The following is a 14626-nucleotide window of genomic DNA, read 5'->3' as shown; positions in this document are numbered from 1 at the left end:
CGCAAGGTCGGTCCGCTCACCGGCCCGACACCACCGGGGTCGTGAGAGGGTCCGACGTCCGCGCTCGTTCCGGTTCTTGTCCAGGTCGGCCTTGCCCTCCGACGAAAGAGTTGATCTACATCGTAAAGGTGGCGGTTTCGATGTTCATCCCACGAAGATGACGCTCCCTCACTCCCCCCTGGCTCCCAACGCCCGCAACAGATAAGGGAGCAATCGCTCCGCCATCTCCTGGCCGGGTCGGGAACCGGGGGTGTGGGAGATGAGGAAGGTGTGGCTGACCATCGGACCGATCACCATCTCGCCCACCACCGACGAGTCCTGGTCGGCCGGGATCTCCCCTCGATCGACGGCCCGACCCAGTAGGGCCTCCACCCTGGCCTGGAGGGGGAGTACGAACTGTTCCATGAGCACGTCGGCCAGAGCCTGATTGTGCGCGGCCTCGCCCAGGACGGCGCGCAGCAGACGCCCTGAGGGCCCGTCCAGGGCGGCGGCCTTGTCGTGCAGGAGTCGGGACAGGTCCGAGCGCAGGCTTCCGGTGTCGTGGTCGGGGCCCAGTTCCTCGGCCCAGGCCTGGGCCGCCCCCAGGACCAGCTCCTCCTTGGAGCGCCAACGCCGGTAGAGGGTCGCGGTGGACACCCCCGCCCGCTTGGCGACGGCGGCGGTGGTCAGGCCGCTGTAGCCGTGCAGCTGGAGTTCGGCCAGGGTGGCGTCCATCAGCGCGCGGTCTCGGGCGGCGTCGCGCGGCCTGCCGCGGCGAGGTGCGTGCGGCGCGTCCGGCAGGGGATCCATGGTCATGGCAGGATCTTATGAGACGCCCTATCGAAACGAAAATGTTTCGTTTACCATCCCTCCATGACCAACACCACCGACCAGCACACGGTCGAGGACACGGCCCCACCCGAGCCGCTGACCCTGGCCACCGAGATCCCCCCGACCGTGGCCCGTCTGCGCGCGGCCTTCGCCTCCGGCCGTACCAAGCCTCTCTCCTGGCGTCGGGCCCAGCTGCGCGCGCTGCGCGACATGCTCGTCCGGGAGCGCCCCGTCTTCGAGCAGGCACTCAAGGCCGATCTGGGCAAGAGTCCGGTGGAGGCGCACACCACCGAGATCGGTTTCGTCGTCAACGAGATCGACCACACGCTCAAGCACCTGTCCTCCTGGCTGCGGCCACAGCGGGTCCCCGTGCCGGTGTCCCTGGCTCCGGCCAAGGCACGACGCGTGCGCGAACCGTTGGGCACCGTGCTCATCATCGCCCCGTGGAACTACCCGGTGAACCTGTCCCTGGCGCCCTTGGTGGGGGCCGTCGCGGCGGGCAACACCGCGGTGCTCAAGCCCAGCGAGCTCGCCCCGGCGACCTCCGCGGCCCTGGCCGAGCTGTTGCCCCGCTACCTGGACACCGAGGCGATCGCGGTGGTGGAGGGCGGTGTCCCCGAGAGCACCGCCCTTCTGGAGGAGCGCTTCGACCACATCTTCTACACCGGCAACGGTGCCGTGGGCCGCATCGTCATGGCCGCCGCGGCCAAGCACCTGACCTCCGTCACTCTGGAGTTGGGCGGCAAGAGCCCGGCCATCGTCGAGCCCGGCGTCGACCTTTCCACCACCGCCCGGCGTCTGGCGTGGGGCAAGTTCACCAACGCCGGACAGACCTGTGTGGCTCCCGACTACGTGCTCGCCATCGGCGACACCGCCCGACCCCTGCAACGAGAGTTGGCGGCGGCCATCACCGAGATGTTCGGAGAGGACCCCGCGTCGAGCGCGGACTACGGGCGTATCGTCAACGAGCGCCACTTCGCCCGGCTCACCGCGTTGCTGGAGAGCGGGACCGTGGTCGCCGGCGGTCGGCACGATCGTGAGGACCTCTACATCGCCCCCACCGTGCTGGGGGATGTGGACCCGTCCTCCCCGATCATGGCGGAGGAGATCTTCGGCCCGATCCTGCCGGTGATCGAGGTCGCGGACCTGGACGAGGCCATCGCCTTCGTCAACGAGCGTGACAAACCGCTGGCGCTGTACGGCTTCACCGACTCGGAGCGGACCAAACGCCGTCTGACCATGGAGACCTCCTCGGGAGGCCTGGCCTTCGGTCTGCCCATCGCGCACCTGGCCGTACCCGACCTGCCCTTCGGCGGGGTGGGGGAGAGCGGTATGGGCGCCTACCACTCCGTGGCCTCGATCGACACCTTCTCCCACACCAAGTCGGTACTGGACAAGTCGTTGTTCATGGACACCATGAGGGTCGCCTACGCGCCGATCACCGAGCTGAAGGAGAAGCTGCTGCGCAGGCTTCTTTGAACGGTGCTCAGGACGGCCGGGCGTCGGTGTACACCTCGCCCGGCTCCAGGGCGGCTCCCGCGAAGACGTCGGTGACCGTGACGAAGTGGTAGCCCTGGCGGTGCAGGCCCGCCAGTACGGCCGGTACCGCCTGTACCGAGGTCTGGTGGATGTCGTGCAGGAGCACCACGCTCCCGGGGGAGGTCTGCGCCAGTGCGTGCTCGCTGATGTCCTCGGCCTCGCGGCTCTGCCAGTCCATGGTGTCCACGTCCCACAGGATGAGCGGTCGGTCCACGGAGCGACGTACCGTGGCGTTCAGTGATCCGTAGGGAGGCCTGATCGTCGGTGGGTCGCTCCCGGTCACCTCGCGCACGGCCTCGTCGGTGCGTGCGAGGTCTTCTTCGACCTCCTCTCCCGTCATCTCGGCCAGGTCGTCGTGCTTCCAGGTGTGGTTTCCCAGTTCGTGCCCTTCGGTGGCCATGCGTTCCACCGTCGCGGGGAACTCCGTGACCATCGAACCCAGGACGTAGAAGGTGGCGTGGGCGTCGTATTCGGCCAGGACGTCCAGTAGGTCGTCGGTGTGTTCGCCGGGGCCGTCGTCGAAGGTCAGGGCCACGCATTTGAGTCGTGCGCAGTCCAGTGTGCGTCCGGGGGAGCCGGGTTCCCCGCTGGTGGGCAGGTCGTCGGTGTCGTTGCCCGCCAGTGCCGCGTCACGGGCCTTGCGTCCCAGTTCGGACAGGAGCGGCTCGGTGTCCTCGGGGTCCACCGGCACCAGCACCTCGGTGACGCGGCCGGCTTCGGGGACGTGGGAGGGGTCCATGCGTACCGCCAGGCCCGCGTCGGTGCTGAAGGCCACGTCCTCCAAGGGTGAGCCCGCCCAGCGTCGGGCGGCCTCCCGGGCCCGTTCGGGGTCGGCCAGGTCGGGCCCGCTCTCGGAGGCGGTGTCCGGGGAGGGCGCGTCCTCGGCCTGTGGGGGGTGGCCTAGCGCGACTTCGCCGATCAGGCCGGGAAGCCGACGTGCGGGCATGTCGTAGCCCTCCCCCAGCGTCCGGGCGAGCGCCAGGTGGGCCTGTGCGATGGCCTCCTCGTCACGGAAGAGCGATGTCCACGGCAGGACCCGGTCGCTGTCGGCGTCGTACCACAGGGTGCTGGAGTCCAAGTCCTGGTCGCGACCCGTAGAGGTGGTCGCGGTCAGTCGTGCGCCCAGCACCCGGGGGGAGGCGGCCAGGATGGTCACGTCCTGGTGCAGTTCGGGGGTTCCCTTCTGGGGAAGCCGTTCCAGGAAGGCCGTCTGGCGTTGGGCCATGAGTGTGCGTGCCTGTACCGTCAGCGGGTGTCCGCCGCCCAGCGTCGGATAGCGGTAGCTCACCTGGCTGTGGTCGGTGGTCACCGTCACCGTCTGTGTCCGTAGGCCCTCCACGTCTTCGGGCGGCGTGCGGATCGCCTCGGCGTAGGGCAGGGCCTGCTCCAACGGACGGTGGCCCGGGATCAGGAGAAGGCACAGGGCCGCGCCGAAGGTCAGTTTGCGTCGCAAAGAGGTGACAGCCACGCAGGGACCCTATCCCGCGCGAGCCCGTCACAGGTGTTCTTTCTCGCGTGGGGCGGGGTTCGAGGGGTGGCCGTGGTGTGGTCAGAACCTGGGAGACTTTCGGTGCGTCATACCCCGTCAGAGTCTTCGCTCGGACGTTCCCCCGAAAGGCATTCATGAGTTACGGTTCCGGAACAGGCGGTTATTTCCCTCCGGAGGGAGGCGGCGGTGGTTATCCTCCCCCGCCGGGGGGCGGTCATCCGCCGCCCGGCGGCATGCCTCCGCCGCCCGGTGGTTGGTACGGGGGTTCCGGTCCCCAGCCACCGCCTCGACCCGCCGGTCAGGGGTCGGCGATCGGCGCGCTCATCGCCAACATCGTCGGTCTGTGCATGTGCTGGTTGCTGGCCCTGGTCGGCGTCGTCCTGGCGATCGTCGCCCTGACCATGGCCGCCAGTAACCCCAAGGCCGCCAGGACGTGCACCATCATCTCCTGGGTGCTCTTCGGTGTGGGGACCCTCTTTTGGGTGGTGCTGCTCTTCTTCTACGGCGCTATGGGCGTCTTCACCGTGTTGGAGGACCCTTCGGTCTACACCTACTGACGGCTCCCTTCCGCCTCGGCGGAAGGATCCTGGGCCGTGGTCTCGGCCACCGAGGAGGCCACGGCCGCCACGATCCGTCTCACCTGGGTCAGGAGCGCGCTGTCGGGGGCGGTGGTTCTGGGCAGGTGCACGTGTCCGGCCGGGATGCGGCGGCCGGACCGGTCGCGTAGCAGCGTGTTGCGGTAGGCGATCTCGTTGGACAGGTAGTCCCCGCCGCCTCCGCGTCGTGCGGTGGAGCCGGGGGTCGGGCCGTCGGGGCGTACGATCTCCTCGGTTCCGCCCTCCGGTATCTCGGTCACCTCGGTGTTGACGGTCACGGGGTAGGGGCCGTCGCCCGCCTCCGCCAGGATCCGTTCGTGGGGAAGCGAGGAACGTGTCCACTCCGGGGCGTGGTGTTCCATGGCGCGGCCCGTGCGCGACACGCGCAGGTTGTCCCGGCCTCCGCCGCGCCAGAGGCCGTTCCACATCTCCAGGTCGAAGCGCCCGGGGCGGCCGCGGCTGAGCGTCACGACCGCGTCGGCGTGGTCGTGGAGGTCGGCCAACGCCTCCTCGACCAGTCCCGCGTCGAAGTCCGCCCACCGTACGGGGAACACGGCCGTGCGTACCACGGCCGTGCGTGTTCCCACGGGGAACGTCCAACCGTTCATGTCCAGTGCCGCCGCGCCGGAGGGGTTGGAGCAGGTGGGGTCCTCGTCCAGGTGGAAGGGGTCGAAGCCGGTCACGACCATCCGGATCCACCGGTCCCCGGGCGGGAAGCGCAGGTCGGTGATGCCGCGTGAGGTGGTCTCCAACAGATGCAGCAGGTCGGCGTGCTCGCCTTCGGTGACGGAGAAGTCCGGACGCCATGACCGCAGCCCGGCGGTGAGCAGCAGTCGGGCCCAGTACAGGGGGCGGTCGTCGGCGCCGTCGCGGGCGGCTTCGGTCCACAGTCGGGAGGCGTGTGCGGCGACGGTCCGTTCGACCTGGGCCAGGTCGGTTCCGGCGCGTAGCGCGGCGTTGAACAGGGGTTCGGCGGCGGCGAATCCGGAACGGTTCAGGATCGCGCGCGGCTCGTCCAGCTTCGCGCGGTCCTCTTCGGGGGTGGTGTGGTGGTGCACGGCGTCGCTGTCCGTCTCCAAAGGGTTCTCGGTGTGCGGTGCGGGGTGGGGCCAGGTGAGTCTAGCGCTGTGCGGTGCGGGGTGCGGCGTCGAGTGCGTCGTGGTGGTGAGGGGCGGCGGGGGGTGGACCGGCGGGGCCGGAGTTGGCAGTGTGTGTGGTGACCGTCCGCCCTCTCAACGGAGAGAGAAACACATGCGCACTTTCGTCCTTCCCGACACCGAGGTCCTCGCCGAGCGCGCGCGGGCCGCCTTCGATCGGTGTGGCGTCGAACGGCCGCGGGAGGTGGAGGGGGCCTCGGGTGCGGCCAGGTCGCCCATCACCGGTCAGGAGCTCTTCGGGTTGGAGTACGACACCGAGGAGTCCACCGATCGGGCGATCGCGGAGGCCCAGGAGGCCTTCGCCGCCTGGCGGGACACTCCGGCTCCCGTCCGTGGGCGGCTCGTCCATCGGCTGGGTGAACTTTTGAGGGAGCACAAGGCCGACCTCGCCGCGTTGGTGACCATCGAGGCGGGGAAGGTCGGCTCCGAGGCCTTGGGCGAGGTCCAGGAGATGATCGACATCTGTGACCTGGCCGTGGGCATGTCCCGTCAGTTGTACGGGCGCACCATGCCCTCCGAGCGGCCGGGGCACCGGCTGATGGAGACCTGGCACCCGTTGGGCGTGGTCGGTGTGATCACGGCGTTCAACTTCCCCGTCGCGGTGTGGTCGTGGAACACGTGTGTGGCCTTGGTGTGCGGTGACACCGTGGTGTGGAAGCCCTCGGAGCTGACCCCTTTGACCGCGTTGGCCTGTCATGGTCTGCTCATGCGCGCGGCGGCCGACGTCGGTGCGCCCTTGGGCGTGCACCGTGTGGTGCTGGGCGGTCGTGAGGTCGGTGAGGTGCTGGTGGAGGACCGTCGTGTGGCGCTGTTGTCGGCGACCGGGTCGACGGCCATGGGTCGTGCCGTGGCGCCCAAGGTGGCGGCCCGTATGGGGCGTTACCTGTTGGAGTTGGGCGGCAACAACGCCGCGGTGGTCGCGCCCTCGGCCGATCTGGACCTGGTGGTGCGTGGCAGTGTCTTCGCGGCGGCGGGGACCGCGGGTCAGCGTTGTACGACGTTGCGTCGTCTGATCGTGCACGAGGACGTGGTCGAGGAGGTCGGTCGCAGGATCGTGGACGCCTACAAGCAGTTGCGTGATCGCATCGGTGACCCCTTCGAGGAGTCCACACTGGTGGGTCCGTTGGTGGGCGAGCGTGGTCATGCGGCCATGCGTGCGGCGTTGGAGCGGGCCCAGGCCGATGGTGGGGAGGTGTTGGTCGGGGGTGATCGGTGTTTCGCGGAGGAGGCGGCCGACGCCTACTACGTCGAACCCGCGGTGGTGCGTATGCCCGGTCAGACCGAGGTGGTGCGGGAGGAGACGTTCGCTCCGATCCTGTACGTGATGGCCTACCGCACTCTGGAGGAGGCGGTGCAGATGCACAACGATGTCCCCCAGGGGCTGTCCTCGGCGATCTTCACCCAGGATCAGGCGGAGGCGGAGCGGTTCTTGTCCTCGGCCGGTTCCGACTGTGGGATCGTCAACGTCAACATCGGTACCTCTGGTGCGGAGATCGGTGGCGCCTTCGGTGGTGAGAAGGACACCGGTGGTGGTCGTGAGTCGGGTTCGGACGCGTGGAAGACCTACATGCGCAGGGCGACCAACACGGTCAACTACGGTGGTGGGCTTCCGTTGGCCCAGGGCGTGAGATTCCTCTGATCCGGTGCGGTGCCCGCGCTCGGTGCGGGCACCGACCGCCATCGTAGGAAAGTTGCGCCCCATCATGTTGTGCACAACCTGATTCTGTTACGGTGGTGGCAGGGCCGAGGGTTCCAAGGTGCGGGAGGCGACACCGTGTCCGAAGACGCAAGGGACGATCCCCTGGCACTGGACGGCCAGTTGTGCTTCTCCCTGTACGCGGCCTCCCGGGCTCTGACGGGGCTGTACCGGGAGGTGCTGGAGGAGCTGGGGCTGACCTATCCGCAGTATCTGGTCATGCTCGTGTTGTGGGAGCGGGGGATTCTCAGTGTCAAGGAACTGGGTCGGGCTCTGCGCCTGGACTCGGGGACGCTCTCGCCGCTGCTGCGCCGTCTGGAGGGTGCGGGGTTGTTGACCCGTGAGCGCAGCGCCGTCGACGAGCGGGTCGTGGAGGTTTCGGCCACGCGCAGGGGGCGTGACCTTCGTGCGCGTGCCGTGGACGTTCCTCGACGGGTCCTGTGCGCCGTCGATCTGACCCCGGGCCAGGCCGAGGTGCTGCGGGACGCGCTCGGCCGACTCACACGTTCGGTGGAGGACAGGACCCGAGGCGCTCCGCGTGCCGAGGTCGGGTTCGGACCTTCATCGGAACACAGCCGACGACCATGACCGTGTGTCGTCAAGGAGAAAGGCAACCATGGCATACGACGTGATGTACACAGCCCACGCCTCCGTCACCGGTGAGGGACGCAAGGGGCACGGTCGTACCGACGACGGCCGTTTGGAGGTCGACCTATCCGTGCCCAAGGGCGTGGGCGGCGACGACGGTCCGGGGACCAACCCCGAACAGCTCTTCGCGGTGGGCTACGCGGCCTGCTTCCACGGTGCGCTCAAGGCGGTCGCCCGCAAGGACGGCACCGACGTCGAGGGTTCGAGCATCGACAGCAAGGTCAGCCTCGGCAAGTCCGAGGAGGGTCTGGACATCGCGGTGGAGCTCGCCGTCACCATTCCGGGGGTGGACCAGGCCAAGGCCGAGGAGCTGGTCCAAGGGGCCCACCAGATGTGCCCCTACTCCCGCGCCACCCGCGGCAACATCGAGGTGACCCTGACGGCCAAGACCGCCTAGCGGTCGGCGGCAGGGGCGCTGGTGGTCACCGCGCCGCGCTCCGTCCGTGCCGAGGGGGAGGACGCCTACGGCGTCCTCCCCCCGTGTGGTCCTGTGGCGCGTGCCCCCATGGGGGCACGGCTCAGGCGACCGTTTCCAGCAGCAGCAGGCGGTTCAGGATGTCCTGGAGGGTGACCAGGCCGATCACCCGGCCGTCGGACTCCACCAGCGACAGGTGGCTGCGACTTTCCCGCATGATGCTCATCGCCGTGTACATCGGCGTCTGGGAGGGGAGGGTGAGCACCGGTCGCATCAGATCGGCCGCGGTGGTCTGCGGCGGGCTCGCCAACACCTCGCGCACGTGCAGCACGCCGACGGGTTCGTCCTGGTCCATCACCACCAGGCGCAGGTGCGTGGACTCCTGCGACACCCGCTTGATCTCCTCCACACCCGCGTCCGGAGCCACCCAGGCGATCTCCTGTCGGGGGGTGATGATCTCGTCCAACGGGCGGGAGTTGACCTCCAACGCGGTGGCGAGCTGGTCGCGTCGTTCGGGGTCCAGCGCGCCGGCCTTGGCCGAGTGCTCCACCAGCTCGCGCACGTCCTCGGGGCCGTGTCCGGCCGACAGTTCGTCCACGGCGTCCACCCCGACCCGGTGCAGGCACCAGTTGGCCATGCCGTTGAGCATCACCAACAGGGGGCGGGTGAACCACATGAAGACCCGCATCGGTATCGCCAGCAGGGTCGCCGACTTCTCCGGGTGGGAGATCGCCCAGGACTTGGGCGCCATCTCGCCCACCACCAGGTGCAGGAACGTCACCACGATCAGGGACAGCACGAAGGAGACCACGTATCCGACGGTCTCGGGCAGGTCGCTGAACAGGGGTTGCAGCAGGTGGTGGACGGCGGGCTTGGAGACCGCGCCCAGTGCCAGGGTGCACAGCGTGATGCCCAGTTGCGAGCCGGCCAGCAGCAGCGACAGGTCGCGTGCGCTGCGCAGCGCGGCCCGCGCAGACAGGCTCGTCTCGGCGGCCTTCTCCAACCGGTAGCGGCGGGCCGCCACCAGCGCGAACTCGATGGCCACGAAGAACGCGCTGAGCGCGATGAAGAGGGCGGTCAGCCCCAGGGCCAACCACACGTTCATGCCGCTCATGTGCGCACCTGCCTTTCGCTCCCGGCCGCCTCACGCAGGCGTAGTTCCACGGTGTGGGGGACGTGCCGTTGCACGGTGTTGACGGTCAGGGTCAGCGCCATGTCGGGGTCGTCCTCGTGCGCGCTCGCGGGGCGGGGCAGGTGGATCAGGGCGCTGTCGCCCACCTTGGGCAGTCGGTGCAGCTCGTGGATGACCAGTCCGCCCACGGTCTCGTAGTCGCCGGCTGGCAGGTCGTGGCCGATCAGACGCTCGACCTCGTCGATGTGCAGTGCGCCGGGGACCAGGTAGGAGCCCTCGCCCTCCAGGTAGGCGGGCGACTCCTCCTCCGGGGTGTGCTCGTCGGCGATCTCCCCGACCAGTTCCTCTGCCAGGTCCTCGGTGGTGACGACGCCGGCCAGGCCGCCGTACTCGTCCACGACGCAGGCGAACTCCTCCTCGGCCTCGCGTAGTCGGTCCAGCAGCACCGGCAGCGGTAGGGAGGCGGGGACCATCACGGTCTCCCGTGCCACCTGCCTGACGTTCACCTCGGACAGGTCGCGGTCGCCCAGGACGAGGACGTCGCGCAGGCAGATGACGCCCACGATGTCGTCCACGCCCTGACCCAGGACCGGGAAGCGCGAGTGGCCCGAGGCCATCAGTTCCACGACCCGGCTGACCGGTTCGTCCTCCTCCACGGTGGTCACCTCCGGACGCGGGATCATCGCGTGTCCGGCCGTGCGTTCGTGGAAGTCCAGGGTGCGGTCCAGCAGGGTGGACAGCTCGGCGGGCAGGTCCCCGCTCTCCCGGGACTCGGCGATGATGCTCTCCAGGTCGTGGGGCGTGGCCGCGTGCTGGACGTCCTCGACCGGTTCGATGCGTACCGCCTTGAGCAGCATGATCGCCGCCTGGTCGAACAGCCAGATCACCGGTCCGAAGATCTTCAGGTAGATCCCCGTGGACAGGGCCAGCCAGCGTGCCACCGGTTCGGGGCGGGCGATGGCGAGGTTCTTGGGGAAGAGCTCTCCGAAGATCATCTGCACGATGGTGGAGAACAGCAGGGCCAGGACGGTGCCGACGGCCACGCCGGTGCCGGAGGGGACCCCGACACCGCCGAGGAGTTCGCCGACCCCCTGTCCGATCATGGGTTCGGCCACGTAACCCACCAACAGGCCGGTCACGGTGATGCCCAGTTGGGCGCCGGAGAGCATGAAGGATGTGCGTCCGGTGATGTCCAGGGCTCGTTTGGCCCCGGTGTCACCGGCCGCGGCCCGCGCTCGCAGGCGCGAGCGGTCCACGGCCATGTAGCCGAATTCCTGGGCGACGAAGTATCCCGTCGCGACGGTGATCAGGAAGACCACCAAGGCTCCGAAGGCGATGCTGAGAACGGTGCTCATCATCGGGCACGCACCGCCTGGTTCCGCCTTCGGATCGGATTCCTACGAAGGTGCGCGCCCTCCGTAGAGGGGGGCTCGTCGTCTGGGTCGCAGCATCCTCGCAGGATGCTGCCGGTACTTCGGGACGGGTCCACTGTTCCTCTCTCTGCGCTTGTGCGCGTCTGTGCGGTGGAAGCGGTCCTGCTTCGTGGAAGGACAACACCGGGAGCGGGAGGGAAGTTCCCCTCAGGCGCCCACGGGAGTGTCGGCCTCTCCACCCAGGGAGGCCCATTCCCTGCGGCGGGCCTCGGCGAGTGCGATCGCGGTGGCGACGGCCACGTTCAAGGATCCCACCCGCCCGATCTGCGGGATGTAGGTGATGGCGTCCGCGCCCGTGAGCAGGGCGGGGGAGCAGCCGTGGTCCTCGGCGCCCACGGCCAGGCACACGTCCGCGTCCAAGGGGGCGGCGTGCAGCGGCACGGCGCCGTTGGCCAGCTCGACCGCGACGACCCGGTATCCCTCGTCGCGGGCGGCGGTCAGGGCCTGGGCGGTGGAGGCCAGCCGTGTGTGCTCGACCTTGGTGGCGGTGCCCAGGGCGGTCTTGCCGACCTTGGGGTCGTCGGGGTCCGCGCTGTTACCGGTGAGCCAGAGCCGGTCCACTCCGAAGGTCGCGCAGGTGCGCAGGATCGATCCCAGGTTGAAGGGTTGGGTGACCGATTCGACGAGGAGGGCGAGTCGCCCCTCGGTGCGCCTGCGCCATTGGCGGTTCAGGCGTTTGACGTCGGTGGGACGCAACTGCGTGCTCAACTGCGGTGTGTTCCTCAGCGGGTGTGCCCGGGGTGTGCCCAGGGGTCGGTTGTCCGCCACAGAGTACCGGTCACCGCGCGTGCCCGCACGCATGACCCGGGACACACCATGGCAAAAGACGTTTCAAGCCCCAGATCGCCGTACCGCCAGCACACGGAAGCCCGCGCGTGAGGCCACGCGTTCGGTGGCCAGTCCTTGGGAGTCCAGCCATGTGTGCAGCGAGTCCGCGCCCAGGTGACGCTGCACCACCAGGTGGGCCACGCCCTGGGGGGTCAGTCTTCCCAACCAGGTGCGCAGCATCGTGTGCAGGACCTTCTTGCCCACGCGGATGGGCGGGTTGGACCACACCGCGTCGAAGGGGCCCGACAGGTCCTCTCGGGAGGGCGTCTCGTCGGTGGGGGAGCCCTCGGGCGTGACCACCGCAAAACGTGCGTTGCGCAGGCCGTGCTCGGCGGCGTTGCGTCGTGCCAGGTCCACGGCACGGGAGTTGACGTCCACGCCCAGCACCTGGGAGGAGGGTGCGCGCGAGGCCATGGTCAGCGCGATGGGGCCGTAGCCGCAACCCAGGTCGAGCAGACGTCCCTGCGGGGGCGGGGGCGGGACGGTCTCCAGCAGCACCCGCGTGCCCAGGTCGACCTTGTCGGGGGAGAAGACGCCCCGGTCGGTGTGCAGCCGCAGGTGCAGGTCCGGCAGGACCAGGTCGGCGGTGGAGGGGCGGCTGGCCGCGCCCGGGTCGGAGTCGAAGTAGTGCTGGGCCACGTCGTGACGCTACCAGTCCCGCGCGGCACGATGTGATGGACAAAATTCTCGTATCGCCCCATGAATGAAGTTCCCAACCTTCCGGACCTTCGCGGCGGGAATGTCGAAGATGGAGGTAGCCGACGTTTGCGGGGGAAGGTATGCGAGCACAGGTAGGGGACCGATTGGTGGTGGAGAGTCCGCGTGAAGACCTTCACCGCAGGACGGGCGTCATCACCGGAATCCGGGGCACCGATGGATCGCCCCCGTACCAGGTGCGCTGGTCCGACTCCGATGGGGGACGCGAGTCCCTGGTCTATCCGGGTCCGGACGCGCACATCGAACACCCGCCCGGCGGTACGGGCGCGGACGTCTCATGAGGAGGCCGATGACATGCAGACGACGAAGCGGTGGACCGTCGACGTCGTCGTCGCCGAGGAGACCGAGGCCGACAGCGCGCGGACCTGGGCCGAGGTGGACCTGGTCGCGGACGACGGGACGGCCCTGAGGGGACACGGGATGGCCCGCAAGCACCCCACGGACCTGGACGTACCCGAGATCGGTGAGGAGCTCGCGGTCTCGCGTGCCCTGTCCGACCTTTCACGTCAACTCCGTCAGGTCGCCGCCGAGGACATCAACGACAACACCGGTTCTCCCTGGCGTCCCACCTGAGGGGGCGCCCACGGCGGCCGTGACGGGCCGCGGGACGGACACGGGGGTGGGCCCGGGCCGGTACCGGCCCGGGCCCACGTGTGTGCGAAACGGCGTGGACCGTCGCCGACCGTCTTGGTCATGAGCCCTTCGCCCCCGGTGGTCACCGGTATCGGGCACACTCGGAAGGGGCCGTGACGAGGGGAGGGTGCGCCGGCCGGCACACGAGGTCCACCGTCACGTCCGAGGTAGCGGCGTGACCGTCCGGAAGGCGTCCGGCAAGGGCGCGTCACCCCGGCGAGCGCCGGGAGTACCCACGCAAGGAGACCTGTTGCCCACCTCTTCCGGATCCCAGGCCGGACCCGTCCGAGCCCTTGGCATGGTGGACGCCGTCGCCATCGGCGCGGGCGCGATGCTCGGTGCCGGAGTGTTCACCGTCTTCGCCCCGGCCGCGCTCGGCGCGGGGGCCTGGCTTCCCGTGGCCATCCTCATCGCGGGTGCCGTCGCCTACTGCAACGCCGTCTCCTCCGCGAGACTGGCCGCCCGCCATCCCGAGTCCGGCGGCGCCTACGTCTACGGACGTGAGCGCCTGGGAGAACTGTGGGGTTACCTGGCGGGCTGGTCCTTCGTCGTCGGCAAGGTCGCCTCCTGTGCCGCCATGGCGCTGACCTTCGCCTCCTATCTGCTACCGGGGTGGGAGGAACCCGTGGCGGTGGGCGCCGTGCTGGCGCTGACCGTGCTCAACCACCGGGGGATCAGACGTTCCACGCTGGTGGTGAAGATCCTCCTGGCCTGTGTGCTGGCGGTGCTGGCCGCCGTGGCCGTGACGATGCTCCTCAGCGGACGCCTGGCCGCCGTCGCCCAGGTGGAGGGGTTGGGACCCTGGCCGGGGTCCTTCGGTGTGCTCGGCGCGGCGGGAATGGTCTTCTTCGCCTTCGCCGGTTACGCGCGTGTGGCCACCCTGGGCGGTGAGGTCCGTGATCCGCGGACCACGATCCCGCGCGCCACGAATCTGGCCCTGGGCGGTGTCCTCCTGCTGTACCTGGTGATGGGCACCGGGCTGCTGATCGTGCTGGGTCGTGAACGTCTGTCCACCACCGACACCCCCATGGTCGACGCCGTGCAGGTCGCGGGTTTCCCCTGGCTGACGCCCTTGGTGGTCGCCGGCGCGGCCGTGGCCGGCCTGGGGGCCCTGCTCTCCCTGTTGCTGGGGGTGTCCAGGACCACGGCCGCCATGGCCGCCGACGGGCACCTGCCCCGTTCCCTGGCCGCGGTCCACGAACGTTTCGGGTCCGTGTACCGGGCCGAGGCGTTGATCGCGGTGGTGGTCATCGGCCTGATCCTGTTCACCGACCTGCGCGGGGCCATCGCCTTCTCCTCCTTCGGCGTCCTGGTGTACTACGCCATCACCAACGCCTCGGCGTTGCGCCTGGGACCCGACGAGCCCCGTCCGCCGCTGGTGGTGCCCCTGGCCGGGCTGGTGGGGTGCGTGGTCCTGGCGTGCAGTCTGCCGCTGGGCACGGTCATCACCGGCATGGCGGTCCTGGCGTTGGGCGCGGGCCTGTGGTGGGTCCGTGAGCGTTGGGGGCCGCGTTCTTGACCAGGGAGCGGGCG

At 69.4% G+C, this 14626-nt stretch carries 15 protein-coding genes; 8 read left to right on the top strand and 7 right to left on the bottom strand.

Going from position 1 to position 14626, the window contains the following annotated elements; all coding sequences use genetic code 11:
- Nucleotides 1-168 precede the first annotated feature (168 nt).
- Nucleotides 169-795, bottom strand: coding sequence for a TetR/AcrR family transcriptional regulator (locus PFX91_RS19015; RefSeq protein ID WP_285733778.1), 627 nt, complete (start codon nt 793-795; stop codon nt 169-171).
- 57 nt (nt 796-852) lie between these two features.
- On the opposite strand from PFX91_RS19015, the gene PFX91_RS19010 reads away from it, so the two are divergent.
- Complete coding sequence (locus PFX91_RS19010; protein WP_285733776.1) at nt 853-2289, top strand: aldehyde dehydrogenase family protein; 1437 nt, start codon at nt 853-855, stop codon at nt 2287-2289.
- A 7-nt stretch (nt 2290-2296) separates the two neighbouring features.
- On the opposite strand, the gene PFX91_RS19005 is transcribed toward PFX91_RS19010, so the two are convergent.
- The gene (locus tag PFX91_RS19005; RefSeq protein ID WP_285733774.1) at nt 2297-3817 is read right to left on the bottom strand and encodes a polysaccharide deacetylase family protein; all 1521 of its coding nucleotides are present in this window, start codon (nt 3815-3817) and stop codon (nt 2297-2299) included.
- 155 nt (nt 3818-3972) lie between these two features.
- On the opposite strand from PFX91_RS19005, the gene PFX91_RS19000 reads away from it, so the two are divergent.
- Entirely contained in the window at nt 3973-4395 is a 423-nt protein-coding gene (locus PFX91_RS19000; RefSeq protein ID WP_285733772.1) for a hypothetical protein, read from the top strand.
- Here the strand turns inward: PFX91_RS19000 and PFX91_RS18995 are convergent.
- Entirely contained in the window at nt 4389-5492 is a 1104-nt protein-coding gene (locus PFX91_RS18995) for a PA0049 C-terminal domain-containing protein (RefSeq protein ID WP_285733905.1), read from the bottom strand. The two genes, PFX91_RS19000 and PFX91_RS18995, sit on opposite strands and share 7 nt — an antisense overlap.
- Nucleotides 5493-5685: 193 nt before the next feature.
- Between PFX91_RS18995 and amaB the strand changes: the two genes are divergently transcribed.
- The 3 genes from amaB (at nt 5686) to PFX91_RS18980 (ending at nt 8332) form a co-directional block, all read left to right on the top strand.
- Complete coding sequence (amaB, locus tag PFX91_RS18990; RefSeq protein WP_285733770.1) at nt 5686-7230, top strand: L-piperidine-6-carboxylate dehydrogenase; 1545 nt, start codon at nt 5686-5688, stop codon at nt 7228-7230.
- A 135-nt stretch (nt 7231-7365) separates the two neighbouring features.
- The gene (locus PFX91_RS18985; RefSeq protein WP_285733768.1) at nt 7366-7875 is read left to right on the top strand and encodes a MarR family winged helix-turn-helix transcriptional regulator; all 510 of its coding nucleotides are present in this window, start codon (nt 7366-7368) and stop codon (nt 7873-7875) included.
- 28 nt (nt 7876-7903) lie between these two features.
- Nucleotides 7904-8332, top strand: a complete 429-nt coding sequence (locus PFX91_RS18980; RefSeq protein WP_285733732.1) for an organic hydroperoxide resistance protein — start codon at nt 7904-7906, stop codon at nt 8330-8332.
- A gap of 121 nt (nt 8333-8453) precedes the next feature.
- On the opposite strand, the gene PFX91_RS18975 is transcribed toward PFX91_RS18980, so the two are convergent.
- The 4 genes from PFX91_RS18975 to PFX91_RS18960 all read right to left on the bottom strand — a co-directional run bounded on the left by PFX91_RS18975 (nt 8454) and on the right by PFX91_RS18960 (nt 12382).
- The gene (locus PFX91_RS18975; protein ID WP_285733731.1) at nt 8454-9464 is read right to left on the bottom strand and encodes a hemolysin family protein; all 1011 of its coding nucleotides are present in this window, start codon (nt 9462-9464) and stop codon (nt 8454-8456) included.
- Entirely contained in the window at nt 9461-10840 is a 1380-nt protein-coding gene (locus tag PFX91_RS18970; RefSeq protein ID WP_285733729.1) for a hemolysin family protein, read from the bottom strand. The genes PFX91_RS18975 and PFX91_RS18970 overlap by 4 nt, the downstream gene beginning before the upstream one ends.
- Before the next feature lie 222 nt (nt 10841-11062).
- Nucleotides 11063-11623, bottom strand: coding sequence for a TrmH family RNA methyltransferase (locus tag PFX91_RS18965; protein ID WP_285733727.1), 561 nt, complete (start codon nt 11621-11623; stop codon nt 11063-11065).
- Nucleotides 11624-11746: 123 nt separating this feature from the next.
- On the bottom strand, nt 11747-12382 hold the full coding sequence (locus PFX91_RS18960; protein ID WP_285733725.1) for a class I SAM-dependent methyltransferase: 636 nt from the start codon (nt 12380-12382) through the stop codon (nt 11747-11749).
- A gap of 140 nt (nt 12383-12522) precedes the next feature.
- Here PFX91_RS18960 and PFX91_RS18955 point away from each other — a divergent pair, with 140 nt between their 5' ends.
- From PFX91_RS18955 to PFX91_RS18945, 3 genes are all read left to right on the top strand, one after another.
- Nucleotides 12523-12741 carry a DUF1918 domain-containing protein gene (locus tag PFX91_RS18955; RefSeq protein ID WP_285733724.1) on the top strand — a complete coding sequence of 73 codons (219 nt, stop codon included), beginning with the start codon at nt 12523-12525 and terminating at the stop codon, nt 12739-12741.
- Between the two features lie 13 nt (nt 12742-12754).
- Nucleotides 12755-13033 (top strand): DUF1876 domain-containing protein, encoded by a 279-nt coding sequence (locus tag PFX91_RS18950; protein ID WP_285733722.1) that lies wholly within the window; start codon nt 12755-12757, stop codon nt 13031-13033.
- A 310-nt stretch (nt 13034-13343) separates the two neighbouring features.
- The gene (locus tag PFX91_RS18945; protein ID WP_285733720.1) at nt 13344-14612 is read left to right on the top strand and encodes an APC family permease; all 1269 of its coding nucleotides are present in this window, start codon (nt 13344-13346) and stop codon (nt 14610-14612) included.
- The last annotated feature ends 14 nt before the right edge of the window (nt 14613-14626 follow it).

It is taken from the genome of Nocardiopsis sp. ATB16-24 (assembly GCF_030271535.1).
Taxonomy (GTDB): Bacteria; Actinomycetota; Actinomycetes; order Streptosporangiales; family Streptosporangiaceae; genus Nocardiopsis.
Note: the sequence above shows the minus strand (reverse complement) of the source record. Positions and strands in the feature narration are given on the sequence as shown.

Coding starts and splice junctions, on each gene's coding strand:
- PFX91_RS19015 (WP_285733778.1), bottom strand. CDS start 795: ATGACCATGGATCCCCTGCCGGACGCGCCGCACGCACCTCGCCGCGGC.
- PFX91_RS19010 (WP_285733776.1), top strand. CDS start 853: ATGACCAACACCACCGACCAGCACACGGTCGAGGACACGGCCCCACCC.
- PFX91_RS19000 (WP_285733772.1), top strand. CDS start 3,973: ATGAGTTACGGTTCCGGAACAGGCGGTTATTTCCCTCCGGAGGGAGGC.
- amaB (WP_285733770.1), top strand. CDS start 5,686: ATGCGCACTTTCGTCCTTCCCGACACCGAGGTCCTCGCCGAGCGCGCG.
- PFX91_RS18980 (WP_285733732.1), top strand. CDS start 7,904: ATGGCATACGACGTGATGTACACAGCCCACGCCTCCGTCACCGGTGAG.
- PFX91_RS18975 (WP_285733731.1), bottom strand. CDS start 9,464: ATGAGCGGCATGAACGTGTGGTTGGCCCTGGGGCTGACCGCCCTCTTC.
- PFX91_RS18970 (WP_285733729.1), bottom strand. CDS start 10,840: ATGATGAGCACCGTTCTCAGCATCGCCTTCGGAGCCTTGGTGGTCTTC.
- PFX91_RS18955 (WP_285733724.1), top strand. CDS start 12,523: ATGCGAGCACAGGTAGGGGACCGATTGGTGGTGGAGAGTCCGCGTGAA.
- PFX91_RS18950 (WP_285733722.1), top strand. CDS start 12,755: ATGCAGACGACGAAGCGGTGGACCGTCGACGTCGTCGTCGCCGAGGAG.